The organism is Streptomyces sp. WAC05374 (assembly GCF_004353505.1).
Classification (GTDB): Bacteria; Actinomycetota; Actinomycetes; order Streptomycetales; family Streptomycetaceae; genus Streptomyces.
Genome location: NZ_SMNQ01000012.1, coordinates 186,206 through 212,966, shown reverse-complemented (window position 1 = coordinate 212,966; position 26,761 = coordinate 186,206). Strand labels below are relative to the sequence as shown.

General features: G+C 74.2%; 28 protein-coding genes. 12 read left to right on the top strand and 16 right to left on the bottom strand.

All coding sequences use genetic code 11. The annotated features are described in order from the left end of the window. Positions 1 to 151 precede the first annotated feature (151 nt). The 3 genes from E2B92_RS22660 to E2B92_RS22650 all read right to left on the bottom strand — a co-directional run bounded on the left by E2B92_RS22660 (position 152) and on the right by E2B92_RS22650 (position 3,447). The gene (locus tag E2B92_RS22660; RefSeq protein WP_126889600.1) at positions 152 to 1,447 is read right to left on the bottom strand and encodes a ribonuclease D; all 1,296 of its coding nucleotides are present in this window, start codon (positions 1,445 to 1,447) and stop codon (positions 152 to 154) included. A gap of 78 nt (positions 1,448 to 1,525) precedes the next feature. After that, complete coding sequence (locus E2B92_RS22655; RefSeq protein WP_073755186.1) at positions 1,526 to 2,188, bottom strand: helix-turn-helix transcriptional regulator; 663 nt, start codon at positions 2,186 to 2,188, stop codon at positions 1,526 to 1,528. A gap of 584 nt (positions 2,189 to 2,772) precedes the next feature. After that, the gene (locus E2B92_RS22650; RefSeq protein WP_126888863.1) at positions 2,773 to 3,447 is read right to left on the bottom strand and encodes a DUF3000 domain-containing protein; all 675 of its coding nucleotides are present in this window, start codon (positions 3,445 to 3,447) and stop codon (positions 2,773 to 2,775) included. Between the two features lie 91 nt (positions 3,448 to 3,538). On the opposite strand from E2B92_RS22650, the gene hemE reads away from it, so the two are divergent. Continuing rightward, positions 3,539 to 4,606 carry a uroporphyrinogen decarboxylase gene (hemE, locus tag E2B92_RS22645; protein WP_126888864.1) on the top strand — a complete coding sequence of 356 codons (1,068 nt, stop codon included), beginning with the start codon at positions 3,539 to 3,541 and terminating at the stop codon, positions 4,604 to 4,606. A gap of 6 nt (positions 4,607 to 4,612) precedes the next feature. Here hemE and E2B92_RS22640 read toward each other — a convergent pair whose 3' ends face one another. Both E2B92_RS22640 and E2B92_RS22635 read right to left on the bottom strand, forming a co-directional pair. Further along, positions 4,613 to 5,302, bottom strand: a complete 690-nt coding sequence (locus E2B92_RS22640; RefSeq protein WP_126888865.1) for a DUF6882 domain-containing protein — start codon at positions 5,300 to 5,302, stop codon at positions 4,613 to 4,615. A gap of 25 nt (positions 5,303 to 5,327) precedes the next feature. After that, complete coding sequence (locus tag E2B92_RS22635; RefSeq protein ID WP_126888866.1) at positions 5,328 to 6,722, bottom strand: FAD-dependent oxidoreductase; 1,395 nt, start codon at positions 6,720 to 6,722, stop codon at positions 5,328 to 5,330. A gap of 79 nt (positions 6,723 to 6,801) precedes the next feature. Between E2B92_RS22635 and hemG the strand changes: the two genes are divergently transcribed. Further along, entirely contained in the window at positions 6,802 to 8,250 is a 1,449-nt protein-coding gene (gene hemG, locus E2B92_RS22630) for a protoporphyrinogen oxidase (protein ID WP_126888867.1), read from the top strand. Positions 8,251 to 8,254: 4 nt separating this feature from the next. Continuing rightward, the gene (gene hemQ / locus E2B92_RS22625) at positions 8,255 to 8,968 is read left to right on the top strand and encodes a hydrogen peroxide-dependent heme synthase (RefSeq protein ID WP_126888868.1); all 714 of its coding nucleotides are present in this window, start codon (positions 8,255 to 8,257) and stop codon (positions 8,966 to 8,968) included. A gap of 167 nt (positions 8,969 to 9,135) precedes the next feature. Here the strand turns inward: hemQ and E2B92_RS22620 are convergent, their stop codons facing one another. The 6 genes from E2B92_RS22620 to E2B92_RS22595 all read right to left on the bottom strand — a co-directional run bounded on the left by E2B92_RS22620 (position 9,136) and on the right by E2B92_RS22595 (position 14,529). After that, the gene (locus tag E2B92_RS22620; protein WP_126888869.1) at positions 9,136 to 9,903 is read right to left on the bottom strand and encodes a TIGR04222 domain-containing membrane protein; all 768 of its coding nucleotides are present in this window, start codon (positions 9,901 to 9,903) and stop codon (positions 9,136 to 9,138) included. 44 nt (positions 9,904 to 9,947) lie between these two features. Then, positions 9,948 to 10,523, bottom strand: coding sequence for a DUF4142 domain-containing protein (locus tag E2B92_RS22615; RefSeq protein WP_126888870.1), 576 nt, complete (start codon positions 10,521 to 10,523; stop codon positions 9,948 to 9,950). Between the two features lie 103 nt (positions 10,524 to 10,626). Beyond that, a complete protein-coding gene (locus tag E2B92_RS22610) occupies positions 10,627 to 11,604 on the bottom strand; it encodes a TIGR04222 domain-containing membrane protein (RefSeq protein ID WP_443070298.1) in 978 nt (325 codons plus the stop codon). Between the two features lie 2 nt (positions 11,605 to 11,606). Then, on the bottom strand, positions 11,607 to 12,908 hold the full coding sequence (locus E2B92_RS22605) for a DUF692 domain-containing protein (RefSeq protein WP_126884219.1): 1,302 nt from the start codon (positions 12,906 to 12,908) through the stop codon (positions 11,607 to 11,609). Between the two features lie 118 nt (positions 12,909 to 13,026). Beyond that, positions 13,027 to 13,791 (bottom strand): DUF4142 domain-containing protein, encoded by a 765-nt coding sequence (locus tag E2B92_RS22600; protein ID WP_185923533.1) that lies wholly within the window; start codon positions 13,789 to 13,791, stop codon positions 13,027 to 13,029. 66 nt (positions 13,792 to 13,857) lie between these two features. Next, on the bottom strand, positions 13,858 to 14,529 hold the full coding sequence (locus E2B92_RS22595) for a peptidyl-tRNA hydrolase (RefSeq protein ID WP_399431133.1): 672 nt from the start codon (positions 14,527 to 14,529) through the stop codon (positions 13,858 to 13,860). 70 nt (positions 14,530 to 14,599) lie between these two features. Here E2B92_RS22595 and E2B92_RS22590 point away from each other — a divergent pair, with 70 nt between their 5' ends. The 4 genes from E2B92_RS22590 to E2B92_RS22575 are packed head-to-tail and all read left to right on the top strand — an operon-like array spanning position 14,600 to position 16,993. After that, positions 14,600 to 15,277: an AIM24 family protein gene (locus E2B92_RS22590; RefSeq protein WP_126884217.1), complete on the top strand. Its 678-nt coding sequence runs from the start codon at positions 14,600 to 14,602 to the stop codon at positions 15,275 to 15,277. Continuing rightward, positions 15,274 to 16,131: an ATP-binding cassette domain-containing protein gene (locus E2B92_RS22585; protein WP_126884224.1), complete on the top strand. Its 858-nt coding sequence runs from the start codon at positions 15,274 to 15,276 to the stop codon at positions 16,129 to 16,131. Before E2B92_RS22590 ends, E2B92_RS22585 begins: the two co-directional genes overlap by 4 nt. Next, entirely contained in the window at positions 16,128 to 16,796 is a 669-nt protein-coding gene (locus E2B92_RS22580) for an ABC transporter (protein ID WP_126884216.1), read from the top strand. Before E2B92_RS22585 ends, E2B92_RS22580 begins: the two co-directional genes overlap by 4 nt. 14 nt (positions 16,797 to 16,810) lie before the next feature. Next, positions 16,811 to 16,993: a hypothetical protein gene (locus tag E2B92_RS22575; RefSeq protein ID WP_126884215.1), complete on the top strand. Its 183-nt coding sequence runs from the start codon at positions 16,811 to 16,813 to the stop codon at positions 16,991 to 16,993. On the opposite strand, the gene E2B92_RS22570 is transcribed toward E2B92_RS22575, so the two are convergent. Together E2B92_RS22570 and E2B92_RS22565 are read right to left on the bottom strand one after the other, a co-directional pair. After that, entirely contained in the window at positions 16,990 to 18,024 is a 1,035-nt protein-coding gene (locus E2B92_RS22570) for an aldo/keto reductase (protein ID WP_126884214.1), read from the bottom strand. The two genes, E2B92_RS22575 and E2B92_RS22570, sit on opposite strands and share 4 nt — an antisense overlap. Positions 18,025 to 18,091: 67 nt before the next feature. Continuing rightward, positions 18,092 to 18,961: a polysaccharide deacetylase family protein gene (locus E2B92_RS22565; protein WP_126884213.1), complete on the bottom strand. Its 870-nt coding sequence runs from the start codon at positions 18,959 to 18,961 to the stop codon at positions 18,092 to 18,094. A 109-nt stretch (positions 18,962 to 19,070) separates the two neighbouring features. Here E2B92_RS22565 and E2B92_RS22560 point away from each other — a divergent pair, with 109 nt between their 5' ends. Further along, the gene (locus tag E2B92_RS22560) at positions 19,071 to 20,294 is read left to right on the top strand and encodes a cytochrome P450 (RefSeq protein ID WP_126884212.1); all 1,224 of its coding nucleotides are present in this window, start codon (positions 19,071 to 19,073) and stop codon (positions 20,292 to 20,294) included. Between the two features lie 63 nt (positions 20,295 to 20,357). Here the strand turns inward: E2B92_RS22560 and E2B92_RS22555 are convergent, their stop codons facing one another. From E2B92_RS22555 to zapE, 3 genes are all read right to left on the bottom strand, one after another. Next, on the bottom strand, positions 20,358 to 21,728 hold the full coding sequence (locus E2B92_RS22555; protein ID WP_235023923.1) for an alkaline phosphatase PhoX: 1,371 nt from the start codon (positions 21,726 to 21,728) through the stop codon (positions 20,358 to 20,360). A 112-nt stretch (positions 21,729 to 21,840) separates the two neighbouring features. After that, positions 21,841 to 22,266: an OsmC family protein gene (locus tag E2B92_RS22550; protein ID WP_126884211.1), complete on the bottom strand. Its 426-nt coding sequence runs from the start codon at positions 22,264 to 22,266 to the stop codon at positions 21,841 to 21,843. Between the two features lie 53 nt (positions 22,267 to 22,319). Then, complete coding sequence (gene zapE, locus E2B92_RS22545) at positions 22,320 to 23,390, bottom strand: cell division protein ZapE (RefSeq protein WP_126884210.1); 1,071 nt, start codon at positions 23,388 to 23,390, stop codon at positions 22,320 to 22,322. Between the two features lie 37 nt (positions 23,391 to 23,427). Here zapE and E2B92_RS22540 point away from each other — a divergent pair, with 37 nt between their 5' ends. From E2B92_RS22540 to msrB, 4 genes are all read left to right on the top strand, one after another. Further along, positions 23,428 to 24,198 (top strand): pyrimidine reductase family protein, encoded by a 771-nt coding sequence (locus tag E2B92_RS22540; protein ID WP_126884209.1) that lies wholly within the window; start codon positions 23,428 to 23,430, stop codon positions 24,196 to 24,198. 107 nt (positions 24,199 to 24,305) lie between these two features. Further along, complete coding sequence (locus E2B92_RS22535; protein WP_126884208.1) at positions 24,306 to 24,788, top strand: indole-3-glycerol phosphate synthase; 483 nt, start codon at positions 24,306 to 24,308, stop codon at positions 24,786 to 24,788. 43 nt (positions 24,789 to 24,831) lie between these two features. After that, on the top strand, positions 24,832 to 26,247 hold the full coding sequence (gene murC / locus E2B92_RS22530; protein ID WP_126884207.1) for a UDP-N-acetylmuramate--L-alanine ligase: 1,416 nt from the start codon (positions 24,832 to 24,834) through the stop codon (positions 26,245 to 26,247). Positions 26,248 to 26,258: 11 nt separating this feature from the next. Beyond that, positions 26,259 to 26,666, top strand: coding sequence for a peptide-methionine (R)-S-oxide reductase MsrB (gene msrB, locus E2B92_RS22525; RefSeq protein WP_126884206.1), 408 nt, complete (start codon positions 26,259 to 26,261; stop codon positions 26,664 to 26,666). Positions 26,667 to 26,761: the final 95 nt, after the last annotated feature.

Genomic DNA, 26,761 nt, shown 5'->3' with positions numbered 1-26,761 from the left:
ATCAACCTCACCCGCATCGACGCCTGGCTCACCGGCAGACCCCTCGCCCGCACCCGGACCTCACCCTTTGCAGCACTCCGCCCCGCTGGATGAAGCCCAGCGGGGCGGAATTAACCAACAGCGTCCGCGATCGGCCGGGGGCTGCCCCGCGTCAGTCCTCGGCCGCGGTCAGCGCCGCCACCAGCACCGGCGTGACCTGCTCGATCTGCCACTGCCGCGCCCCGTACCCGGCCAGCGCGCCCGAGACCGTCTCCTCCGAGATGTCCTTGGGCGGCTCCCAGCACACCCGGCGCACCGTGTCCGGTGTGATCAGGTTCTCCGGCGGAAGGTTCAGCGACTCGGCGAGCGCGGAGACGGCCGCACGGGCTGCGGACAGCCGCGCGGCGGCCACCGGGTCCTTCTCCGCCCACGCGCGCGGCGGGGGCGGGCCCTGCAGCGGCTGGCCGGGCTGCGGCAGCTCCATGTCCGGCAGCGCCTTCGCCCGGTCCACCGCCGCCTGCCACTGCTCGAGCTGGCGGCGGCCCATGCGGTGCCCGAACCCGGGCAGCGCCGTCAGCGCGTGCACGCTGGCGGGCAGGGCGAGCGCGGCCTCGACGATCGCCGCGTCACTGAGCACCTTGCCGGGCGACACGTCACGCCGCTGGGCGATCCGGTCACGGGCGGTCCACAGCTCCCGTACGACCGCCATCTGGCGCCGTCGGCGGACCTTGTGCATGCCGGAGGTCCGGCGCCAGGGGTCCTTGCGGGGCGGGGGCGGCGGGGCGGAGGCGATCGCGTCGAACTCCTGGTACGCCCACTCCAGCTTGCCCTGCCGGTCGAGCTCCTTCTCCAGTGCGTCACGCAGGTCGACGAGCAGCTCGACGTCCAGCGCGGCGTACCGGAGCCACGGCTCGGGCAGCGGGCGGGTGGACCAGTCCACGGCGGAGTGGCCCTTCTCCAGGGCGTACCCCAGCACCGACTCGACCATCGCGCCGAGGCCGACGCGCGGGAACCCCGCGAGACGGCCGGCCAGCTCGGTGTCGAAGAGCCGGGTGGGCACCATGCCTATTTCCCGCAGGCACGGCAGGTCCTGGCTCGCGGCGTGCAGGATCCACTCGGCGCCCGCCAGGGCCTCGCCGAGCCCGGACAGGTCCGGGCAGCCCACCGGGTCGATCAGCGCGCTGCCCGCGCCTTCCCGGCGCAACTGCACCAGGTAGGCCCGCTGGCCGTAGCGGTAGCCCGACGCGCGCTCGGCGTCGACGGCGACGGGGCCGGTGCCGCGTGCGAAGGCGGCGATCACTTCGGCGAGGGCATGCTCTTCGGCCACCACGGGCGGGATGCCCTCACGGGGCTCCAGCAGGGGGATCGGCGTCCCGTCGACCACGCCGTCTGCGACGCCGTGGTCCGGAGGGCCGCCCCCGGTGGTTCGCAGTGCTGTCTCTGCTGCGGTCTCTTGGGCGTCGGTCACCTGTCAAGGGTATCTGTGAACGGCAAGCGCCCGTCGACGGAACGTTCCGTCGACGGGCGCGGGGGTGGTGTGAACCGGTCAGTGGATGATTCCCGTACGAAGTGCCACGGCGACCATCCCGGCCCGGTCGCCGGTGCCCAGCTTGCGGGCGATGCGGGCCAGGTGGCTCTTGACGGTCAGCGCGGACAGGCCCATCGACACGCCGATGGCCTTGTTCGACTGGCCCTCCGCGACCAGCCGGAGCACCTCGACCTCGCGGCCGGAGAGCTCCCGGTAGCCGCCCGGGTGGCTCGGGGCGCCGGGGGGACGGCGGTGCAGCCGGGCGGCGGCGGCGCCGATGGGGGCGGCGCCGGGGCGGGTGGGGTGGCCGATGTTCGTGCGCGTACCTGTGACGACGTATCCCTTGACGCCGCCGGCGAGCGCGTTGCGTACGGCGCCGATGTCGTCGGCCGCCGAGAGGGCGAGCCCGTTCGGCCAGCCGGCGGCGCGGGTCTCGGACAGCAGGGTGAGCCCGGAGCCATCGGGCAGGTGGACGTCGGCAACGCAGATGTCGCGCGGGCTGCCGACGCGGGGACGAGCCTCCGCGATGGACGACGCCTCGATGACGTCACGCACTCCGAGAGCCCACAGGTGGCGGGTGACGGTGGAGCGGACGCGCGGGTCGGCCACGACGACCATGGCCGTCGGCTTGTTCGGGCGGTAGGCGACCAGGCTTGCGGGCTGCTCGAGGAGAACGGACACCAGGCCTCCTGGGAAGGTGCGGGACACAGCCGGCTCGGGGAAGAAGCCGGGCGAACCGTGTTTGAAGGGTCACAGACCTCTTCGGCAGCCCTGGCGTCCGCCTTTAGGGGAAGATCACGATTTAGTGAGTAACAATTGGGGCAATTCGGACGGGCGATCGATCATCCTACGAGCGCCCCATCCCACGCGGGGCGCCCGCCGGCCCGGCGGGGCCGCGCCCCTGAGCGCGGGTACGGCCCCATGAACGGCCACGGCAGGCGCCGCAGCCTACGCGCTCGGCACGCCGCTTAGGCCCACCCGGTGACCGCCGCGGCGCCACGTTGACGCGGCCCCCCGCCGGGCTTGCCCCCGTGGGTGGCCGGGCCGCGGGGCTAACCCCGCCCCGTTGCGGGTGGTCCGGCTGGGCCGGCCCACCCCGTGGTCTGCAGCCGTCCTGCTGGGACGGGTGGGCACAACGGGACTGGGGCGGTGCCTGTTCTCGGGGCCCACAGGGGCGGTGCCGTTCCGGCGGGCAACGCCGGTCGCGGGTCCGCCCCGGCCCGGAGGCCGACCGCGGGTGGTGGGGGTGGGCAGGGCCCGCCTGGTTACGGGTGCTGGGGGCCCCGGCGCTGGGGGAGCGAGACCACGGCCCCCGAACCGGCGTCCAGCGGCCCCGGCCCGGAAGGCGGCAGGCCCCCGATCTGGCACAGCAGGTCGCACCAGGCCGCCAGGTGCGCGGCGGTGTCCGGCACCCCGCCGCGGCCCTCGCGCGGCGTCCAGGACGCCCGGATCTCGATCTGCGTGGCCGGGCGGCGCTCGGCGAGTCCACCGAAGTAGTGAGACCCCGCACGGGTGACGGTGCCCGAGGCCTCCTCGTACGACAGGCCCCGCGCCTCCAGCGCGCCCGTCAGCCACGACCAGGACACCTCCGGCAGCAGCGGATCGGCCGCCATCTCCGGCTCCAGCTCCGCCCGCACCAGCGTCACCAGCCGAAAGGTGCCCTGCCACGCCTCGTGACCGGCCGGGTCGTGCAGCAGCACGAGACGGCCGTCCGCCAGGTCCTCCTCGCCCTCCACGACCGCGGCCTCCAGGGCGTACGCGTACGGGGCGAGCCGCTGCGGCGGGCGGGACGGCTCCACCTCGATCTCCGGCCGCAGCCGCGCCCCGCGCAGGGCCTCGACCGCCAGCCGGAAGGCGGGCGGGACGGACGTACCCTCCCTGTCTTCCGTTCCTTCGGCGCCGTCGGAGTGATCGGAGAACTGTCCCTGAGCCGCAGCCATGCGGGGAAGAGTAGGCGGAAGGACGGCCCCGCGCAGGGAGAGACACCCGCACCACGCCAGCCGCTTGGCCGTACATGCGAAGATTCTGGGCGTGAGTGCCAACGACAGCCCTTCGGGCGCCCAGCAGACGAAGACCTACGACTCCGCGTTCCTCAAGGCGTGCCGGCGGGAACCCGTGCCGCACACGCCCGTGTGGTTCATGCGGCAGGCGGGACGGTCGCTGCCCGAATACCTGAAGGTCCGCGAAGGCATCCCCATGCTGGAGTCGTGCATGCGGCCCGAGCTGGTCACCGAGATCACCCTCCAGCCGGTGCGGCGGCACAAGGTCGACGCCGCGATCTTCTTCAGCGACATCGTGGTGCCGCTGAAGGCCATCGGTGTCGACCTCGACATCAAGCCGGGCGTCGGCCCGGTCGTCGCCGAGCCGATCCGCCGCCGTGAGGACCTGGAGCGGCTGCGTGCCCTCACGCCCGAGGACGTCTCGTACGTCACCGAGGCGATCGGCATGCTCACCGGCGAGCTCGGCACCACCCCGCTCATCGGCTTCGCGGGCGCGCCGTTCACCCTCGCGAGCTACCTGGTGGAAGGCGGGCCCTCCCGCAACCACGAGCACACCAAGGCCCTCATGTACGGCGACCCCGAGCTGTGGGCCGACCTGCTGGACCGCCTCGCCGACATCACCGCCGCCTTCCTGAAGGTCCAGATCGAGGCGGGCGCCTCCGCGATCCAGCTCTTCGACTCCTGGGTCGGCGCCCTCGCCCCCGCCGACTACCGCCGCTCGGTCATGCCGGCCTCCACCAAGGTGTTCCGGGCGGTCGAGGAGTACGGCGTACCGCGCATCCACTTCGGCGTCGGCACGGGAGAGCTGCTCGGCCTCATGGGCGAGGCGGGCGCCGACGTGGTCGGCGTCGACTGGCGCGTCCCGCTGGACGAGGCCGCCCGCCGCGTCGGCCCCGGCAAGGCGCTCCAGGGCAACCTCGACCCGGCCGTCCTCTTCTCCACCCCCGAGGCCGTCGAGACCAAGACCCGCGAGGTCCTGGACGCCGCCGCCGGGCTGGAGGGCCACGTCTTCAACCTCGGCCACGGCGTCCTGCCGACCACCGACCCGGACGCCCTGACCCGTCTCGTGGAGTACGTCCACACGCGGACCGCCCGCTGACCGTCCCTACAGGGCGGTGACGTTCACCGACGCGATCCGGCCCGCCTCGTCGAACGACACCGTGACCGGTGCACCGTTCGGCAGGTCGGCGCCGATCGCGTCCGGCGACGGGCGCTGCGCGAGGCCGTGGTGGGCGAAGTACCCGCCCACCACCGCGCGCGGCACCGCGCCCTCGACGGCGCCCGCCCCGGTCAGCAGCACCCGCGGCAGGGTGACCGCGTCCGGCGCGGTGCGCGGCACCGACGGGTCGTCCGGGACCAGGTAGAGCCGCGTCCCGGGCGCCGCCTCCACCCCCAGGTACCCGGCGGCCGCGAGCACGCCCATGGCGCCGAACGCCAGGCGCTCCACCGCCATGCGCGGGTCCGGGAACGCGGACAGGTCCAGGCCCGCCTCCGTGAACTCCGGCACCCCGGCCCGCTCACCGCGCCGCCGCACCTCCGCCGAGGCGCCCACCACCGGCATGTCGCCGAACCCCGGGTTGGCCCAGCCCCACAGCCACGAGCCGTCGGACTCGTCGAACGTGCCGAGCACGGAGATCCGCAGGTCACGGCCGCCCTGCTGGTACAGGCACCGGCCGAGGTCGGCCGTCCAGGGGCCGGAGGGCATGAACGCGGTGAACACCTCGAGCTGCTCCCACCCCCACGCGGCATGGGGCTCGGTCGCACGGACGAAGGCGTCGCTGAATGAAGTGATCATGACGCCCGACCCTAACTGTCGTCCGTCACCCCGCCTTCCGCACCGCCGTCACCGCCTTGCGGGCCGCGACCTGGACCGGGTCCCAGACCGGGGAGAACGGCGGGGCGTACCCCAGGTCCAGGGCCGTGATCTGCTCGACCGTCATCCCCGCCGTCAGCGCCACCGCCGCGATGTCCACCCGCTTCGCCGCACCCTCCCGGCCCACGATCTGGCAGCCCAGCAGCCGGCCCGTGCGGCGCTCGGCGAGCATCTTGACCGTCATCGGCGCCGCCCCGGGGTAGTACCCGGCCCGGCTCGTCGACTCGACGGTCACCGTCACGAACCGGAGGCCCACCGCCTCCGCGTCCCTCTCGCGCAGCCCCGTGCGGGCGATCTCCAGCGAGCAGACCTTGCTGACCGCCGTACCGACGACCCCCGGGAACGTGCCGTACCCGCCGGCCACGTTGGCGCCGATGACCTGGCCGTGCTTGTTGGCGTGCGTGCCCAGCGGAATGTGCCGCTCCCGGCCCGACACCAGGTCCAGCACCTCGACGCAGTCACCGCCCGCCCAGATGTTCTCCCGGCCGCGCACCCGCATCGACAGGTCGGTGAGCAGCCCGCCGGACGCGCCGAGCGGCAGCCCCGCCTCCCGCGCCAGCGTCGTCTCGGGCGCCACGCCCATGCCGAGGACGACCACGTCCGCCGGGTACTCGGCGTCCTCGGTCGCCACCGCCCGCACCCGGCCGGCGTCGTCCGTGAGGATCTTGGTGACGTCCGCGCCGCCGACCGTGGTGATGCCGAGGCCGTCCATCGCCTCGTGCACCAGCCGCCCCATGTCCGGGTCGAGCGTCGACATCGGCTGCTCGCCCCGGTTGAGGACGGTCACCTCGTAGCCGCGGTTCAGCAGCGCCTCCGCCATCTCCACGCCGATGTACCCGGCGCCGACGACCACCGCCCGCCGCCCCGCCGTTCCGTTCAGCTCGGTCAGGGTGTCCAGCAGCGCCTGCCCGTCGTCCAGCGTCTGCACCCCGTGCACGCCCGCCGCGTCGATGCCCGGCAGCCGCGGCCGCACCGGGCGGGCCCCGGTCGCGACGACCAGCTTGTCGTAGCCCTCCCACGACTCGGCGCCCGACTCCGCGTCCCGTACGCGCACCCGCCCGCCGTCCGGGTCGATCGCGGTCACCTCCGTGCGCAGCCGCAGGTCGATGCCGCGCTCGCGGTGCGCCTCGGGCGTCCGCGCGACCAGTTGGTCCGGCCCGTCGACGTCACCACCGACCCAGTACGGAATGCCGCACGCCGAGTACGAGGTGAAGTGCCCCCGCTCGAACGCGACGATCTCCAGCTCGTCGACACCCCTCAGCCGGCGGGCCTGCGAGGCGGCGGACATGCCGGCCGCGTCCCCACCGATGATCACCAGTCGTTCCCGTCGCTGCTTTCCCATGCGGGACACGCTACGGCCCGCGCCTCCGCCACGACCGGTCACCGTCGGGAGCGGGAAGGGCGTTTGAGACAGTGGAGTCATGAACGCGGACACCGGGGACACCTCCCAGACCGGCCACGTCGTCGTCATCGGCGGCGGCATCGCGGGCCTCGCCGCCGCCCACCGGCTGATCACCGCCGGGCGGCGCGTGACCCTGCTGGAGGCCACCACGCGGCTCGGCGGCAAGCTGCAGTCGGGGGAGATCGAGGGCGCCCCCGTCGACCTCGGCGCCGAGTCGATGCTCGCCCGCCGCCCCGAGGCGACCGACCTCGCCCGCGCCGTCGGCCTCGGCGACCGGCTCCAGCCGCCCGCGACCGCCACCGCGGCCGTCTGGACCCGAGACGCGCTGCGGCCGATGCCCAAGGGCCATGTCATGGGCGTCCCCGGTGACGCGGCCGCCCTCGCCGGGCTGCTGTCCGCCGAGGGCCTCGCCCGGATCGAGCACGAGCGGGACCTGCCCCCGGCCGACCCCGCCGCCCTGGGCGACGACGTCGCCGTCGGCCGGTTCGTCGCCGAACGCCTCGGCCGCGAGGTCGTCGACCGGCTCGTCGAACCGCTCCTCGGCGGTGTGTACGCGGGCGACGCCTACGCCCTGTCCATGCGCGCCGCCGTGCCCAAGCTCTTCGACGCCGCCCGCACCCACGGCACCCTCACCGGGGCCGTACGCGCCCTCCAGCGCGGCGCGCAGGCGCAGACCGGGCCCGCGTTCATGGGCATCGCCGGCGGCATCGGCACCCTGCCCGGCGCCGTCGCCGGCGCCATCACCGCCCTCGGCGGCGAAGTCCTCACCGACACACCCGTCCACCGGCTCACCCGAGCGGCCGGAGGCGGCTGGGACGTCCGTACCGGCGACCGCGTCCTGCGCGCCGGCGCCGTGGTCGTCGCCACCCCCGCCTGGTCCGCCGCCGAACTGCTCGCCGCCGAGTCACCGGTCGCCGCCGCCGAGCTGGCCGCCGTCGAGTACGCCTCGATGGCACTGATCACCCTGGCCTTCCGGCGCGCCGACGTGGCGGACGCGCTGCCCGCGGGCTCCGGCTTCCTCGTCCCGCCCGTCGACGGCCGCACCATCAAGGCGTCCACCTTCTCGTCGCAGAAGTGGAAGTGGACCGACGAGGGCGCGAAGGACCTCGTGGTGCTGCGCACCTCGGTGGGCCGGTACGGCGAGGAGGAGCACCTGCACCGCGAGGACGCCGACCTCGTCACCGTGTCGCTGAAGGACCTCGGCGACGCCACCGGCCTGGCCGCGAGGCCCGTCGCCACCGAGGTCACCCGCTGGATCGGCGGCCTGCCGCAGTACCCCGTCGGCCACCTCGCCCGGGTCGCCCGCATCCGCGACGCCGTCGCCAAGCTGCCCGGCCTGCGCGTGTGCGGGGCCGTGTACGACGGCGTCGGCATCCCCGCGACCATCGCCAGCGCGCGGCGCGCGGCCGACGAGATCCTCGCCACGCCGACCCTGGCGCACGGCACCCTGAGTGACGAGCGAGAATAGCCCCATGAGTGCGCCCGAAAAGATCCCGAACGCCGGTAAGAAGGCGAAGGACCTCAACGAGGTCATCCGCTACACCCTGTGGTCCGTCTTCAAGCTGCGCGACGTCCTGCCCGAGGACCGGACCGGCTACGCCGACGAGGTCCAGGAGCTGTTCGACCAGCTCGCCGCCAAGGACATCACGGTCCGCGGCACGTACGACGTGTCCGGCCTGCGCGCCGACGCCGACCTGATGATCTGGTGGCACGCCGAGACCTCGGACGCGCTCCAGGAGGCGTACAACCTCTTCCGCCGCACCCGGCTCGGCCGCGCGCTTCAGCCGGTGTGGTCCAACATGGCGCTGCACCGCCCCGCCGAGTTCAACCGGTCGCACATCCCGGCGTTCCTCGCCGACGAGACTCCGCGCGACTACGTCTCGGTGTACCCCTTCGTGCGCTCCTACGACTGGTACCTGCTGCCCGACGAGGACCGGCGCCGGATGCTCGCCGACCACGGCAAGATGGCCCGCGGCTTCCCGGACGTGCGCGCCAACACGGTCGCCTCGTTCTCGCTGGGCGACTACGAGTGGATCCTCGCCTTCGAGGCGGACGAGCTGTACCGGATCGTGGACCTGATGCGCCACCTGCGCGCCTCCGAGGCGCGGATGCACGTGCGCGAAGAGGTCCCGTTCTACACCGGCCGGCGCAAGTCGGTCGCGGATCTGGTCGCGGGTCTCGCCTGACGGCCCTGACCCGACCGACCCGGTGACGGGCGGCGCGGTGTCCTCGACGGCCGGCCGCCCCTCACCCACCGACCCGGAAGATCAGACGGCGGGCCCGTACGCCCGCCGCTCCAGCGACACCGGGTCCGGCTCCGGGTGCGGCGCGCGTCCCGCGCGCCGCACCGGCGTCATCCCGGCCCGCGCCGCCCCGGCGTGAGCGCCGCCCGCAGCGCGGGGTCGTCCAGCGCGTGTATCCCGCCGATGGCGACGGCGGTGAGCGGGTCGCGCGGGCTCGCCCGCACCTTCCGCAGCAGGCTCTGCCCGGCGGGGGAGGCCCAGCGCGTGTACGGGTGGACCTCGACGCGCGCGATGACCAGGCACCCCAGCGTGAGGACGAGCGGCAGCGCGAACCAGGCCATCCCGCGGGCGTCCGGCCCGTGCCCGGCGGGGAGCAGCAGCGAGGTGGCCGCCGCCAGCGCGACGGTCAGGGCCGTCGAGCGGCGCACGTTCCGCAACGCCGCGACGATGCCGGACCGCGCGGCGTCGGGCACGGCGAGCCCGGCCGCGACCAGCCGGTCGGCGAGCGCCCGTACCGCCTCCGCGGCCGACGCCGACGCGCGTACCGCCGCTATCCGCGACTGCCCCTCGGGCCCTATCGCGCCGATCACGGAACGCTCCAGGGGGTCCGCGCCCTCCGGGTCCGGGTCGACCACGGTCGCCCAGCCGGTGTGCGCCAGCCACAGCCGTCGCCGCCGGTGCATCGACACCAGGGTCAGGTCGGTCACCCGCTGCGGGCCGCCGGCCAGGAACGCGGCCTCGTACAGGGTCAGTTCGCGGTCACGGTCCGGCGCGCCGGTGCCCACCGGCTGGGCGGCCTCGACGGCGGCCAGGCACAGCCGCGCGCAGCTTGCCGCCGCCGCGACCCACGTCACCAGCAGGAACGGGACCCAGAGCATGCCGGAGTTCTACGCGAGGCGGTGGGCCCGGCGCCACGGGGTTTTCACGATGTGGACGTCTCCAGGGCGGTGAGGTCCCCGAGGAGGCGCCGCACGGCGTCGTCGGCGAGCGCCCGGACCAGACTGTTGCGGGTGGTGGCGCGGACCTCGGCGGCGGCGGAGAAGAGGGCGCCGTGCTCCTCCCGCAGGAGCGTGGCGAACACCGGGCCGTAGGCCGTCCCGTGCGTCCCCGTCAGCCGCTCCAGCCAGCCGCCCTGCTCCGCCGTGGGCTGGGTCGGCAGCGGCAGCCGCAGCCGGGCGGCGACGTCACGGACGCGGACGCCGAGGTACGTGTGGTCGTCCGCGAGATGCCGCCCCGCGGTCTCGACGGCGCGGCTGGGGGCGCGCCCGGCGGCCTGCTGGGCGGCCGGGAGGGCCCAGAGGCCGGCCAGCCGGACACGGACGACGAAGTCGCGGTCGGCGGCGGACAGCGGGCCCCACCGGGTGGGTACGGAACCGGCCGCGAGGCGGTCGGGGGGCGTGCCGGAACGGTCGGCGTAGGACCAGACGGGGAAGACGAGGGCGGCGATGGTCGCCGTCAGGGCGACGACGACCAGGCCGGTGCCGGTGTGGTGTCGCATGGTGTGCCGCACGCTAGCGGGAGGCGCGGTGATCGTGCGGACGGTTGCGCGACCTCCGCCCAACTCCCTTCTGAACGCGGTACTTTGGAGGATTGCGGCCCCGTCAGTCGCCGCCTCCGCCGCCCCCGCCGCAGCTCGACCCTCCACCGCAGCTCGACCCCCCGCCGCTCGACCCGCTTCCGCAGCCCGATCCGCCGCCGCACGCCGAGCCGCTTCCGCCGCCCCCGCCGCAGCCGCCCCCGCAGCTCGACCCGCCCGAGTCGTCGCTCGCGCACCACACGACGACCGTCGTCATGGCCGTGTCGTCCTGGGTGCCCCCGCCGCCGCTCCTCGACCCGCGCATCCCCGCCGCCGCCTGCAACTGCTCCCGCAGGGCCGGGTCGGGCAGCGCGCGCAGCCCGTGCAGCGCCACCAGGTCCCCCGGCTCCGTCAGGTGGGCGTGGGCCCCGCGGTACGCGGCCAGGGCCCGGCGGCCCGCCCCGGTGATCCGCCGGCCGCTGACCGTGCCGCAGATGATCGCGACGACCACGCCCGCCACCAGCGCGGGCAGCACCTTGACGACGAAGGGGAACGGCATCTCACCGAAGTCGAGCGTGGCGTACTCGGCGACGGTCGCGGCGATGGACGCGAAGAAGAGCAGGAAGCACCCGACCGCCTGGACGGTGCTCCACCGGCGCCAGACGCGCGCCGCGCCGCGCGGCACGATCAGCCCGCGTGCCGCGAGCCGGTCGCCGACCTCCTGCACGGCGGGGTGGCGCATGGCGGCGAGCCGGACCACGTGCAGCGCCCCGCTGGGCGCGGCGGCCAGTTCGTGCAGCACGGCGCGCTCGACCGGGTCGTGGCCGACCGGGCGCACGACGTGCACGATGCCCGGCCCGCCCACGGTCACGCGGCCGTCCGCGTGCAGCGAGGCGAGGGCGGCGTCGACCACCCGGGCGGGCCCGCCGCCGAGGAACGCGGCCTCCACCCGGTAGTGGAGGGGACCGCCGGGCCCGCGCCGGGAGGCGGCCACCCCGTACACGAGCAGGGCGGAGGAGACGGCGACGGCGGCGTACAGGAGGACGGCGACGGTGTTCATCATGTTCACCGCCCCACCAGCGCGGCGCGGGCGGCACGCACCAGCCGGCCGGCCCGGCCGGGCGGCCGCACCCCGGAGCGCTCCTGCCACCACAGGGTGAGCCTCCGGCGGGCGGCGGGGTCGTCGGGCCGCCCGGCGATCAGGAGGTGCTCCGCGAAGTCGAGCGCGTCGCGCCGGTAGCCGGCGCGCATGGGGCGGGCGGCCGCGTAGGAGAGGAACGCGGCACGGTAGCCGTCGCCGAGTATCCGCGGCAGCTCGGGCGCGACCTTGGCGACCACCCCGGCCCGCTTGCCGGCCAGCGCCCGGCTCTGCACGCGAAGCCGCGCGTGGTCGAAGCCCTCCGGTGCGGGCGTCCCGGCGACCAGCGCCGACAGCAGCGCCGCCTGAGCGATCCCCACCCGCTCCCGCACCCCCGGTGCCACCGTGCCGGCCGCTCGCGCGCGGGACGGCGCCGCGGGAACGGCGTCCGCCGCGGGCGCGGCCCCCCGCACCGTGTCACGGATCGCCGCCAGCTCGGCCGCCAGCTCCCGCGCCGGGGGGAAGTCGTCGTCCCGCTCCAGCAGGACGCCCGGCGGGCTGACGCGGGAGGCCAGGTCCGACAGGATGTCCAGCACGGCGGGCGGCACCGGGTGGGCGTGCGAGTCGTGCCAGACGCCGTCCCGCTCCACCCCGCCCGCCACGTGGACGTACGCGATGGCCTCGACGGGCAGCTCGGCCAGCGCCTTCGCCGGGTCCTCGCCCCGGTTGACGTGGTTGGTGTGCAGGTTCGCCACGTCGATCAGGAGCCGGACCCCGGTGCGCTCCACCAGCTCCGCCAGGAACTGCCCCTCCGTCAGCTCCTCGCCGGGCCAGGAGAACAGCGCCGCTATGTTCTCCAGCGCCAGCGGCACCGGCAGCGCGTCCTGCGCGATGCGGACGTTCTCGCACAGCACGTCCAGCGCGTCCCAGGTGCGCGGCACCGGCAGCAGGTGGCCCGCCTCCAGCGCGGGCGACGCGGTGAGCGGCCCCCCGGCCCGTACGAAGGCGATGTGCTCCGTGACCAGCGGTGCCCCCAGCGCCGTGGCCTTCGCCGCCAGCTCGGCGAGCCGCCCCTCGTCGGGCCGGCCGGCGCCGCCCAGCCCCAGTGACACGCCGTGCGGGACGACCGTGACGCCCCGCTCGCGCAGCTTCAGCAGCGGGTCGGGGAGGTGGCCGACGCAGATGTTCTCCGCGACCACCTCCACCCAGTCCACCCCGGGCAGGCCCTCCACCGCGTCCGCGATCTCGGGCCGCCAGCCGATCCCGATCCCCAGCTCACGCCTCACCATGTCCCCCTCCTCGTGCGTCGGTCGGAGGGGTGATGGCCCCGGACATGGCCCCTCAATCCGAAAGAGCCCCAGTTCAGAGCTTCATTTGAGGTTCCGGGCGCGCGGTGCGGGCGTGACGCTAGGGACGGTTCGTGTTGATCGCGGTCGGCGGTCCGGGCTGCGTCGAGGGCCGGGACGTGAACGACTGGTCCGAGCCCGACGGCACGGCCGGGGAGGGGGCCGGCGGAAGGTTGCCGTTGGGCGCCGGCGGGCCGGACGGGCTCGCGGTCGACAGCCCCGCCGCCTCGTTGGCGATCGCGTCGAAGTCGACCTTGCCGGTCGCCTCGAGCATGGTGATGTGGTCCAGCACCGTCTGGTTGGCGTCGCTCGCGAGCTGCCGTATCAGGGTGTTGCGGGTGGTGTGCCGCACCTGGGCGACCAGGGCGAAGACCTTGCCGTGCGCGTTGCGCAGCAGGTTGGCGAACTTGCGCTCGTACTCCTCGCCGCTGGCCGCCGACAGCTCGCGCAGCCACCCCTGCTGCTGCTCGGACGGCTGGTTCGGCAGTTCGACGCCGAGCTTGGCCGCCACGTCGCGGGCCCGCTGGTCCAGGTCGGTGTGGCCGACGACGAGGTGGTCGCCGGCGTCCTTGATGGCCTGGCTGGGCGCCCGCTCGATGGCCTGCTGGCCGGCCGGCAGCTCCCACAGGCCGGCGAGCCGGACCTTCACCAGGAAGTCGCGGTCCGTCGCCGACAGCGGCCCCCACTGGGTCGCCACGGTCGTCGCGTTGAGGTTGGCCTGGCCGGTGCCGGAGCGGTCGGCGTACGACCAGACCGGGAACGCCAGCGCGCCGACCGTGACGACGAGGGCCGCGATGATGAGTGCCGAACCGTTGATGCGTCGCAACAGCAAGGTGGTGCCTCCCGAACCTGATGGCATTACTGGGAGGTACGTATACAGGCGGAGATACGTTCAGTTCACCTGGAGGGGGAAGTCGGCGACCACCGTGCACGACCCTGGCGCGATCTCCGTGAAGCCCGCGTCCCGCACCAACGGCCGTCCGCTTCCGGCCAGTTCGGCCCACCGGTCCGGGTGCGCGGTGCGCACCGCGAGGGGGAAACCGGCCTCCCGCCAGGCCGCGCGGTCCGCGTCCGTCATCGCCCACCACAGCAGTTGCGCGCCATGGCCGACCTGCGCCATCTCCTTGCCGGTCGACATGGTCAGCTCCGGGTTGAGCCACAGCAGCGCCTGCCCGGGCGCGGGCGGCGCCGGCTCACCGGTGTCGTCCAGCTCGGTCCCCGACACCTGGAGCTTGGCCAGCTCCTTGGGCCAGCCGTCCAGGGGCACCGGAGGGAAGACCCGCACCTCCGCGGTGGCGCCCGTGACCGTGATGCCGGGCAGGAGCGCGGCCTTGCGCCACTCGCCACCGCGCGCCCGGCGCACCACCTTGCGTATCCGCGCGTCCTGCCAGTCGCGCATCACGCGCGCCCACTCGCCGTCGCCCACCGACCGGTCGTCCGACAGCATCACCAGCACCGCGCGGGCGGCGGTCTCCAGCGCGTCGGTACGGGCGGGCGGCTCGCTCTTCTCCACCCGCACGACGAGGGGGAGAACGTACTCGGGGAGGTCATCACTGCTGCTCACCCCGCCAGTCTGCCAGGCACCGAAGACGGCTTTCTTGGCGGAATGGGTGGTTCCGGGACACGATGCCCGCATGAAGAGCGATCTTTTCGCGTCCGAGAACATGGCGCAGCAGGCGACCGTCCCCGGCATGACCCTCCAGAACGCGAAGTCGGTCAAGTACGTCGTCAACGGGGAGATGCACGCCCGGCAGGGATCGATGATCGCCTACCGGGGCAACCTCCAGTTCGAGCGCAAGGGCCAGGGCCTGGGCGGCATGCTCAAGCGCGCCGTCACCGGCGAGGGCCTGCCGCTGATGGCCGTCCGCGGCCAGGGCGAGGCGTGGTTCGCGCACGAGGCCCAGAACTGCTTCATCGTCGACATCGAGCAGGGCGACGCCCTCACCGTCAACGGCCGCAACGTCCTGTGCTTCGACGCCACCCTCTCCTACGACATCAAGACCGTGAAGGGCGCCGGAATGACCGGCGGCGGGCTCTTCAACAGCGTCTTCACCGGCTACGGCAAGCTCGCGGTGATCTGCGACGGCAACCCCGTCGTCATCCCGGTCACCACCCACCAGCCGGTGTACGTCGACACCGACGCCGTCGTCGGCTGGAGCGCCCAGCTCAGCACCTCGCTGCACCGCTCGCAGTCCCTCGGCTCGATGATCCGCGGCGGCTCCGGCGAGGCCGTGCAGCTCATGCTCCAGGGCGACGGCTTCGTGATCGTACGGCCCAGCGAGCTCACCCCCGAGAAGGCGAAGCAGTCCTGAACCTCCAGCGCGTGGGCCGCCGTTACGGCCTGACCGGGCCATGGGTGCTGCGGGACGTCCACCTCGGCGTCCCCGCCGGCACCCTGGTCCGGATCGAGGGCACCAACGGCAGCGGCAAGTCCACCCTCCTTCGGCTGGCCGCCGGTATCGACGCCCCCACCGAGGGACGCGTCACCGGCCGCCCGCCGCGCACCGCCTACGTACCCGAGCGCTTCCCCGCCGCGCTGCCGTTCACGGCCACCGGCTACCTCGTCCACCTCGGACGCGTCCAGGGACTCGGGCGCCGCGCGGCGGGGGAGCGGGCCGCCCGGTGGCTGGAGCGGTTCGGCGCCGGGGCGCACGCGCGCACCCCGCTGGCCGAGCTGTCCAAGGGCACCGGCCAGAAGGTCGCCGTGGCCCAGGCGCTGCTCGCCGACCCGGACCTGCTGGTGCTCGACGAGGCGTGGACCGGCCTCGACGCGGCCGCCCGCGCCGAACTGGACCGGGCGGTGCGGGAGCGGGTCGCGGCGGGCGGTGCCGTGCTCTTCGTCGACCACGACCCACGGCGCCTCGCGGGGGAGGCGGACGCGGTGTACGCGGTGAACGGCGGCCGTCTCGAGGCCCGCCCCCGTGCCGCGGGAGCCGCGGAGGCGACCGGAGCGGGGCGGCCGGTCCGGGTCACGGCGTCCGGCGGCCGGCTGCCCGGCCACCCGCTGCCCGGCCCACCCGCGTACGAGACCGGGACGGACGGCACCGTCACGTTCACCGTGCCCGCCGCCCACTCCGACGCGCTGCTGCGGGAGCTGCTGACCGCCCACCCGCCCTGGCACATCCACGGGGTCAGCCCCGCGACGACCGGAAGTCCCGCCCGATGACCGCGCTCCTGCACTACCAGACCGCCCTGCTGCTGCGCTCCCAGCGCTGGCTGCCGCCGGTCCTGCTCTACCTGGCCTTCCTGGCCATCGGCGTACGCGCCGGGGAGCCGGTCCTCGGCACGCTCGGGTACGTCACCGCGCCCCTGCTGCCGGTCACGGCCTGGCTCGTCCGGACCTGCCTGAACCAGGAGCCGCCCGCCGCCCGGCACGTCGCCTCGGCGGCGGCCGGCCGCACCCGGGTCCACCTCGCGGCGGTCCTCGCCGGCACCCTGTGCGGGGCCGTGCCCGGCGTGGCGGCCGTGCTGCTGGTCACGGCGACGGCCGGACCGGTCGGCGCCGACGGCCGTACCGCTGTCCCCCTGCCGTCCGCCGCCCTCGCCGGCCTGCTGACCGCGGCGATCTGTGTGCTGCTCGGCGCGGCCCTCGGCGCCCTGCTGACCCGTCCGCTGGTGCCCGCCCGGGGCTGGTCCACCGCCGCGATCACGGCGGCCGCGCTCCTGACGCTGGTGACCACCGGCTCGCCGGCCAACCACGCGCTCACCGCGCTGGTCACCGGCAACCGCACCGGGACGGTCCCGCTGCCGCTGCTCCCGCTGGCCGCCGCGGCGGTCCTCGCGGTGGCGGCGACGGCCCTCGCCTGCCGGCTCACCGCCGTGCGGGAGTGAGTACGCTCGTATACATGGACGATTCGTACTGCGAGACACCGGCTCCCGAGGACGCCGGGGCGCCCCGGGGCGGGCCGCCGTTCGCCGCGTGTGTCCTGTGCCAGGAACCGACCGAGTACCCGGAGTCGACCAAGGGCATCACGCTGTGCCCGGTCTGCGAGTGGCGGGAGGCCGAGCGCACCGCCTGCTCCGGCTAGCGACGGTCCGACCGGGACGCGCGCCAGGTGCGCCGGTCGTCGATGTCCGCGCGGCGGTCGCCGTGGATGTTGCGCACGATGCCCGGCTCCGCCAGGAAGTCGTGCGGGAAGCCCAGCGGCACCGCGCTCACCCGGTCGAGCCGCTCGACGGCCGCGGCGTCCAGCTCCACGTCGAGGCAGCCCAGGTTGTCGGCGAGCTGGTCGGGCCGGCCGGCGCCGATGAGGGGCACGATGTTGCCCGGGCGGCCGCGCAGCCAGGCCAGCGCCACCTGGGCGGGGCTCCAGCCGCCCTGGCCGGCGATCTCCTGGACGGCGGTGATGACGGCGGCCTCCCGCTCGTCCTCCCGGGCCCCGTCCGCCAGCCGGCCCGTCTCACCGCGGCGGTACTTCCCGGTGAGCTTGCCCGCCGCCAGCGGCGCCCACGCGAAGACCGCCTGGTCGAAGCCGCGGGCCTGGGGCAGCAGCTCCCGTTCGGGGGTGCGCTCCAGCAGGCTGTACCGGAGCTGCGAGCCGGCGAAGCTGGTCCAGCCGCGCAGCTCGGCGAGGGTGTTGGCCTGGGCGATCTCCCAGGCGGGCCAGTCGGACACGCCGAGGTAGAGCACCTTCCCGGCGCGTACGAGATCGTCCAGGGCCCGCATGAGTTCCTCGACCGGGGTCAGCTCGTCCCGCGCGTGCACCCACAGCACGTCCAGGCGGTCGGTGCGCAGCCGGCCGAGGCTGGCCTCCACCGACCGCACCAGGTTCTTGCGGTGGTTGCCGCCCGAGTTCATGTCGTCCGCGTCGGTGGCGCAGGTGTACTTGGAGGCCAGCACGAACCGGTCCCGGCGGCCCTCCAGCAGCCTGCCGAGGACCGTCTCCGAGGCGCCGGCGCCGTAGATGTCCGCCGTGTCGACGAAGTTGCCGCCCGCGTCGGCGTACATGTCGAGGATCCGGCCGTTCGGCTCGTCCTCGCCGTCGCCGCCCATGGTCATGGCGCCCAGGGCCAGCTCGCTCACGCGCAGGCCGGTCCGGCCGAAGAGTGTGTAACGCACGGTGTGTCCCCTCGTCAGGTCGTACGCGTGACGTTACGGGCTGGAGTGCACTGCAAGGCAAGGCGGTTCACGCGCCGCGGGCGGCCGCCATCAGCTCCGAGACCTTGACGAAGCGGTAGCCGCGCCTGCGCAGCTCGGGGACGATGCGGCGGACCGCCTGCTCGGTGACGGGGGCGGCGCTGCGGGTGCAGTGCATCACCACCAGCGAGCCCGGCCGTACGCCCGCCAGGACCTGCTCGGCGACCGCGTCCGCGTCGGTGGCGAAGGCGTCGCCGCCGATCACGTCCCACTGCACGGCGGTCACCCGGGCCTCGGCCAGCGCGCGCAGCGCTCCGTCGTCGTAACAGCCGCCGGGGAAGCGGAAGTACGGTACGACGTTGCGCGCCCCGGCCGCGCGGAAGGCGGTGAAGGCGCGGCGGACGTCGGCCGCCATGTCCGCGGGGGGCAGGGCGGGCAGCCCGTAGCAGGGGGCCTTGAAGGCGTGGTGGCTGTAGGAGTGGTTGGCGAGCTCGAAACGCGGGTCGTTGCCGATGGCCCTGGCCTGGTCGGGGTACTCCTCCGCCCAGCGTCCGGTCATGAAGACGGTCGCGTCGACCTCCAGGCGCCGGAGGGTGTCGATCAGCGCGGGGTTGTCGAACCGCTCGCCGCGCGCCGCCCTGGGGCCCTGGTCGGCCGTCATGTCGGCGTCGAAGGTGAGCGCCACGGTCCTGCCGGCCGTCACCGGCCCCCGCTCGAACACGGGCGTGAGGCCGCCGGGGCCGGGAGCCATGGTGGGAGGCACCCCGGCGGGGGAGGGGCTCGCCGCGGCGGACGGCCGTCCGGGTGTCGCGGGGCGGGTGACCGGGGCGCTGCCGCAGCCCACGAGAACGGTGCACAAAGCAGCCAAGAGCGACAGATTCCGCACAAGAGTAGTCACAAGCGGAAAATATATGATCATCGTGCGGGTGGTGTGCGTGCCGCTTCCGTCCGGAGTAGTCCAGCGCGAGGTCTCACCCCGAGCGGGTGATCGTGGAGGGGAACCCCACCCCGAAGGGACGGACGGACGCATGACCGAGGACACCGCGATACGGCCCCTCCTGGGTCCGCCGCCCGTGCGGCACTGGCCCGCCCTGGACATCACCGGCACGGACTTCGACCCCGTGCTCGCGGAACTGATGCGCGAAGGGCCGATCAGCCGCATCCAGCTTCCCCACGGCGAGGGCTGGGCCTGGCTGGTGACCCGCTACGACGACGTCAGGATGGTCACCAACGACCCGCGCTTCACCCGTGCGCCGATCACCGGCCGCCAGGTCACCCGGGTCGCGGCACACTTCCAGCCCCGCCGGGGATCGCTCGCCTTCGCCGACCAGCCCGACCACAACCGGCTGCGCGGCGCGGTCGCCCCGGCCTTCACCCGGCGCGGCGTGGAACGGCTGCGGGTCCTCGCCCGGGACACCCTGGACGAGATGGTGGACGCCCTGCTCGCCGACGGGCCGCCGGCGGACCTCACCGAGCGCGTCCTGGAGCCGTTCCCCCTCTCCGTGATCTGCGACGTCATGGGCGTGCCCGCCGCCGACCGCGAGGCGATGCGGGCCTGGACCCGGCGCATCGTCTCCCCGGAGGGCGACGCCGCCGCCACCGCCGAGGCCAAGGACGGCATGTACGGCTGGTTCACCCGGACGATCCGGTCGCGCTACGGCAGCACCGAGGAGGACGTCATCTCCCTGCTCGGCGCCGCGGTCGGGCGGGGCGACATCAGCGAGGAGGAGGCCATCGGGCTCGCGGGCCCGCTCCAGATCGGCGGGGAGGCCGTCACCGCCAACACCGGCCAGATGCTCTTCCTCCTGCTGACCCGCCCCCGGCTCCTCGAACGGCTCCGCACCGACCCGGCCGTCCGCCCCCGCGCCATCGACGAACTGCTGCGCCACATCCCGCACCGCAGCTCCGTCGGCCTGGCCCGGATCGCCCAGGAGGACGTGGACCTGCACGGGGTGCGGATCAGCGCGGGGGACGCCGTCTACGTCTCCTACCTCGCCGCCAACCGCGACCCCGGTGTCTTCCCCGATCCGGAGCGGATCGACGTCGACCGCACCCCCAACCCGCACGTCGCCTTCGGGCACGGACCGCACCACTGCATGGGCGCACTGCTCGCGCGCATGCAGACCGAGCTGCTGATCGACACCCTGCTGGACCGCCTGCCGGACCTGCGCCTCGCGGTCCCGCCCGAGCAGGTCCCCTGGCGGCGCGGCACCCTGATCCGCGGCCCGCGGGCGCTGCCCGTCACCTGGTGAAAGGCCGCCGCACCACCACCGGGCGGCGGCCCGCGCCGGACGCGCCGCCGCCCACGGCTCACCTCAGCGCCACGGCCCGGTCACCGCGAACGTGGTGCCCGGCCGGTAGCAGTTGACGTACATCGTCCCGCCGTCCGGGGAGAACGCGACACCGGCGAACTCGCCCCACTCCGGCTCCTGCGGCGTACCGATGTTCTGCGCGCCGCGCGCCATCGCGTACACCTCGCCCCGCCGGGTCAGCCCGTACACGTGCTGCGCCCCGTTGCCGTCCTCGCACACCATCAGCCCGCCGCCGGGCGCCAGGCAGATGTTGTCGGGTGACTCGCCCGGCAGCCGGACGTCGCTGCTGGGCCCGAACACGATGACCAGCGTGAGCCGTCGCCGGTGCGGCTCGTACTTCCACACCTGGCCGTAGTGGTCGCCGGCCGACCCCTCGGCGGCGCGGGCGTAGCTGGAGACGAAGTAGACCGAGCGCCCGCCCCAGTAGCACCCCTCCAGCTTCTGGGCGTGGGTGATGCCCCGGGGGCCGAAGTCCTGGAGCCGGATCGGCGTCTGCCGCGCCTGGCTGTCGGGCACGGGCACCCACTCGACGCCGTCGAACGCCGCGCCCGCCTCCTGGATGGCCGACAGGTCCGGCACGCCCGGCACCCGCATGGCCTCCAGCGCCCCGCCCGCGCGCAGCGAACCGGTGCCGGCGAGCGGCCGGTTGGGCAGGAAGCGGTAGAAGAGGCCGAACGGCCGCTGGAAGGCGTCCTCGGTCTCGTACACGATCCCGGTGTACGGGTCGACCGCCACGGCCTCGTGCTGGAAGCGGCCCATCGCGGTCAGCGGCACCGCTCCGGTGCGCAGCGGGTCGGCGGGGTGGACCTCGAAGACGAAGCCGTGGTCCTTGGTGTAGCCGTTGGTCCCGGCCCTGTCCTCCGTCTCCTCGCAGGTGAGCCAGGTGCCCCACGGGGTCAGCCCGCCCGAGCAGTTGACGGCGGTGCCCGCGATGGCGACGCGCTCGCCGAGCACGTGGTGGCGGCCGTCCAGTTCCAGCGCCGTGCAGCCGCCCTTCGCCGCCGGGTCGTAGGTCAGGCCCCGGACCGTGGGGACGCCGAGGGGGGCGGAGGCGCGGTTCTCGTGGTTGCGGACGAGGTGGACGCGGCCGCGGCGGCCGGCGAAGGCGCCCATGCCGTCGTGGTTGCCGGGGACCGTGCCCTCACCGGAGCGGAGGGGGTCGCCCTCCCGGGAGAGGACCTTGTACCGGAAGCCTCTGGGAAGGTCCAGCAGACCGGCCGGGTCCTGTATCAGCGGGCCGTAGCCGGCGTGGCCGAGGGCGGCGGAGGTGCCGGCGAAGAGCTCGGAGAAGGCGCCGGTGAAGGCGATGGTGGCCAGGGACGCACCGGTACCGGCCAGAACTTGACGTCGTGTTGCGGGCAGTCGATCGGACACGAGGCAACAACTCCCTGTGGGGAACAGGTGTGACGTGACCCGCACGTGTGTACCACGCACTGTGGTGACACGTGAACACTGCGGGCCACGTCGCCTCGTGTCGCGCCCGGCGTCAGACCAGACGGGCGGTGAGGGTGATCTCGGTGCCGGAGAGCGCCTGGCTGACCGGGCAGCCCGCCTTGGCCTCCTCGGCCGCCTTGGCGAAGCCCGCCTCGTCCAGGCCCGGGACCTCGCCGTCGACGGTGATGTGGATGCCGGTGATGCCCTTGCCGGGCTGGAAGGTCACGTCGGCCTTGGTGGTCAGCCGGGCCGGGGGGTTGCCGGCCTTGGTGAGGGCACCGGACAGGAACATCGAGAAGCAGCTCGAATGGGCGGCCGCGATCAGCTCCTCCGGGCTGGTCATGCCGTTCGGCTCCTCGGCGCGGGCGGGCCAGGAGACGGGGTACTGGCCGATCCCGGAGGAGTCGAGGGACACGGTGCCCGACCCCTCGGTGAGGTTGCCTTCCCAAACGGTGTGCGCGTGACGCGTGGTGGCCATGCCGAATTCCCTTCGGACGATGTACGACCCCAAATGGGTTATGCCACCCAAACCTACTGCTCGACCAGCCCCTTCGCGTCGCGCGCCAGCGCGGTGAGCCGCGAGATCGCCCGGAAGTACTTCTTCCGGTACCCGCCGTTCAGCATCTCGTCACTGAACAGCTTGTCGAACGGCAGCCCCGAGGCGAGGACCGGCACCTCCCGGTCGTACAGCCGGTCCGCCAGCACCACCAGACGCAGCGCGGTCGACTGGTCGGGCACGGGCCGCACGTCCGTGAGGCAGACCGCCCGGAGGTCGTCCGTCAGCGCGCCGTACCGGCTCGGGTGGACCCGGGCCAGGTGCTCCAGCAGGTGCGGGAAGTCGTCGAGCGACGCGCCCGGCGTGGCGTGCGCCGCCCTGGTGACCTGCTCGTCCGTGAACGGCGCCGGGGCCTCGGGCAGACCGCGGTGCCGGTAGTCCTCGCCGTCGATGCGCAGCGGCCGGAAGTGGGCGGACAGGCCCTGGATCTCGCGGAGGAAGTCCGCGGCGGCGAACCGGCCCTCGCCCAGCTTGCCGGGCAGGGTGTTGGACGTGGCGGCCAGGGCCACCCCGGCGTCGACCAGCTTGCCGAGCAGCGTCGACACCAGGACGGTGTCGCCCGGGTCGTCCAGCTCGAATTCGTCGATGCACAGCAGACGGTGCCCGCTGAGGGTCGCCACCGTCTGCTGGAACCCGAGCGCCCCGACCAGGTTGGTCAGCTCCACGAACGTGCCGAACGCCTTGAGGGACGGCTCGGCGGGCGTGGCGTGCCACAGGGAGGCCAGCAGGTGGGTCTTGCCGACGCCGTACCCGCCGTCCAGGTAGACCCCGCGCGGTCCGGTGGGCGCGGCGGGCTTCTTCTGGAACCAGCGGCGCCGCCCGGCCCCGGTCGCGTGCGCGCCGCCGAGCCCGGCCGCGAAGGAGCTCAGGACCGTCACCGCCTCGGACTGGCTCGGCTGGTTCGGGTCCGGGATGTAGGTGTCGAAGCGCACCGCGTCGAAGCGCGGCGGCGGCACCATCTCGGCGACCAGACGGTCTGCCGGGACGTGCGGCTCGCGGGCGCACAGGGACAGCGGGGCCGCTTCGGTGATGGCACGGGTCGACACAGTTACTCACTCTAATCGCCATGTCAGACTGCACGGCATGCGACGCCTGTTCCCTGTGACCGACCAGACACGCCCGACCGAGGACCGGGAATGGTCCCTCGACGAGCTGGCCGACGCCTACGCCTATCCGCGGCGCCCGTCCGGCACGCCCTGGCTGCGCGCCAACATGGTGTCGTCCCTGGACGGGGCGGCCCAGCACGAGGGGCGCTCCCAGCCCATCTCGTCCGACACCGACATGCGGGTGTTCGGCACCCTGCGGGGGCTGGCCGACGTGGTGATCGTCGGTGCCGAAACGGTACGGCTGGAGGGGTACCGCCCGGCACGCGCGCGTGAGGCGTTCGCCGAGCGGCGGGCGGCGGCCGGCCAGGGCCCGGCGCCCGCGATCGCGGTGGTCAGCGCCTCGCTGAACCTGGACTTCTCCGCCCCGCTGTTCACCGCGCCGCTCGTCCCGACGCTGCTGCTGACCGGCGCGGCGGCGCCGCCGGACCGGGTGCGGGAGGCCGAGCGGGCGGGCGCCGAGGTGATCGTCGCGGGCGACGGACCCGGTGTGGACCCCGGGCGGGCGCTCGCGGCCCTGGCCGGGCGCGGGCTGACGCGCCAGCTCACCGAGGGCGGGCCGCGCCTCCTCGGGCAGTTCGTGGCGGCCGGGGTGCTGGACGAGCTGTGCCTGACGGTGTCGCCGCTGCTGACCGCCGGGGATGCGCAGCGGATCTCGGGCGGGCCGGTGATCGCGGTGCCCGAGCGGTACGCGCTGGCCTCCCTGCTGGAGGAGGAGGGGTTCCTTTTCACCCGGTACACCCGGAGCTGACCAATTAGCGGAATAATCCGTTCCGCTTAGCTTCCGGTGGGCAGACTTACTCTCGCAGTCCCCGTGCGGACACGGGGAAGGATGGTTTCCGCAGAAGGGCTCCCCAGGTGTTCACAAGCGTTCTGATGATCGAGAAGCCGCTGTCGTCCGTGGACGTGGAGTTCGTCACCACCCTCCACGGCGACGAGAGGATGTCCTTCATCGTCCTGATGCAGCCCCGCGGCGACCAGGTCGTGCTGCTGCGGGCCATCGACGACGTCGCCCTGGGCGAGCTGAAGGAAGCCGTCAAGGAGGGCGAGGAGCACGCGGGCGAGGCCGCCGGGCTCACCGCCCAGCAGGGCCTGGAGCTCTCGCTGCGCGCCCTGCGCGCGGCCGGCTGCGACGCCGTCGGCCAGGTCGTCGAGGACCACCCGCTGGACAAGCTCAAGGCGGTCGTGGACGAGTCCGGCGCCGACGAGGTGATCGTGCTGACCAAGCCCCACTACGTCGAGGAGTTCTTCCACCGCGACTGGGCCTCCCGCGCCCGCCACAAGGTCGGCGTACCCGTGCTCAAGCTCTTCGCGCACAACGACGAGCCCGACACCGCATAGGCTGGGGCCCCTCACGTACGTCGCACCCCGGGGAGAGACACGCATGGCACCCGCCATTCCCGCCGCCATGATTCCCGCCGCCATGGAACGGCCGCACTTCATCGGCATCGGCGGCGCCGGAATGTCGGGCATCGCCAAGATCCTCGCCCAGCGCGGGGCCCTGGTCGCCGGCAGCGACGCGCGCGAGTCCGAGACCGCCGCGTCCCTGCGGGCCCTCGGCGCGACCGTCCACATCGGGCACGCCGCCGTCCACCTCGCGGACGACACCACCGCCGTCGTCGTCTCCAGCGCCATCCGCGCCGACAACCCCGAGCTGGCCCGCGCCACCGAGCTGGGCATCCCGGTCGTCCACCGCTCCGACGCGCTGGCCGCCCTGATGACCGGGCTGCGCGCGATCGCCGTCGCCGGCACCCACGGCAAGACGACCACGACCTCCATGCTCGCCGTCGCCCTCACCGAACTGGGCCTCGCCCCGTCGTACGCCATCGGCGGCGACCTCGCCGGGCCCGGCACCAACGCCCTGCACGGCGACGGCGAGATCTTCGTCGCCGAGGCCGACGAGAGCGACCGCAGCTTCCAGAAGTACGACCCCGAGGTCGCGATCGTCCTCAACGTCGAGCTGGACCACCACGCCAACTACGCGTCGATGGACGAGATCTACGAGTCCTTCGAGGCGTTCGTCGCCAAGATCCGCCCCGGCGGCACCCTCGTCGTCGGCGAGCACGCCGGCGCCCGCGAGCTCGCCCGCCGGGTCGCGGGCCGCGACGACCTGACGATCATCCGCGTCGGCGAGTCCGCCGACTCCGACGCCCGGATCCTCGCCATCACGCCCCGGGGCATGACCAGCGAGGTCACCGTCGCCCTCGACGGCACCGAGCACACCTTCACCGTCTCCGTGCCCGGCCGCCACTACGCCCACAACGCCGCCGCCGCCCTCGCCGCCGGCGCCCGCGTCGGCATCGACCCCGCCGCCCTGGCCCAGGCCCTCACCGCCTACACCGGCGTCGGCCGCCGCCTCCAGCTCAAGGGCGAGGCCGCCGGCGTCCAGGTCATCGACTCGTACGCCCACCACCCCACCGAGATGACCGCCGACCTCGAGGCCATGCGCTCCGCCGCCGGCTCCGAGCGCCGCCTCCTCGTCGTCTTCCAGCCGCACCTGTTCTCCCGCACCCAGGAGCTCGGCAAGGAGATGGGCCAGGCCCTCACCCTCGCCGACGCCTCGGCCGTCCTCGAGATCTACCCGGCCCGCGAGGACCCGATCCCCGGGATCACCAGCGCCCTGATCATCGACGCGGCCCGCGCCGCCGGCGCCGACGTCACCGCCGTGTCCGACAAGGACACCGTGCCGGACGTCGTCGCGGGAATGGCCAAGCCCGGCGATCTCGTTCTCACCATGGGCGCCGGGGACGTCACCGACCTCGGCCCGAGGATCCTGGCCCGCCTCGCGGACCGCGACTGAGGGAGAGCAGCATGGCGTACGACGTCGAGAAGCCGGACGAGCAGTGGCGCGCGGAGCTGTCCCCGGAGGAGTACCACGTCCTGCGCGAGGCCGGCACGGAGCGCCCCTTCACCGGTGAGTACACCGACACCAAGACCAAGGGCGTCTACTCCTGCCGCGCCTGCGGAGCCGAGCTGTTCACCTCCACGACCAAGTTCGAGTCCCACTGCGGGTGGCCGTCCTTCTACGACCCGAAGGACACCGACGCGGTCGAGCTGATCGAGGACCGCACCTACGGCATGGTCCGCACCGAGGTCCGCTGCGCCCGCTGCGGCTCGCATCTGGGGCACGTCTTCGAGGGCGAGGGGTACCCCACCCCGACGGACCAGCGGTACTGCATCAACTCGGTCTCGCTGAGGCTGACCCCCGACGAGGAGTGAGGACACGGCCCGCGCGCACCGCGCGGGCCGTTCCGTGAGTCACTCCGCCGCGGGCGGGTGGCCGGCGTCAGGACGGCGGGCGGGGTGCGGCCGGC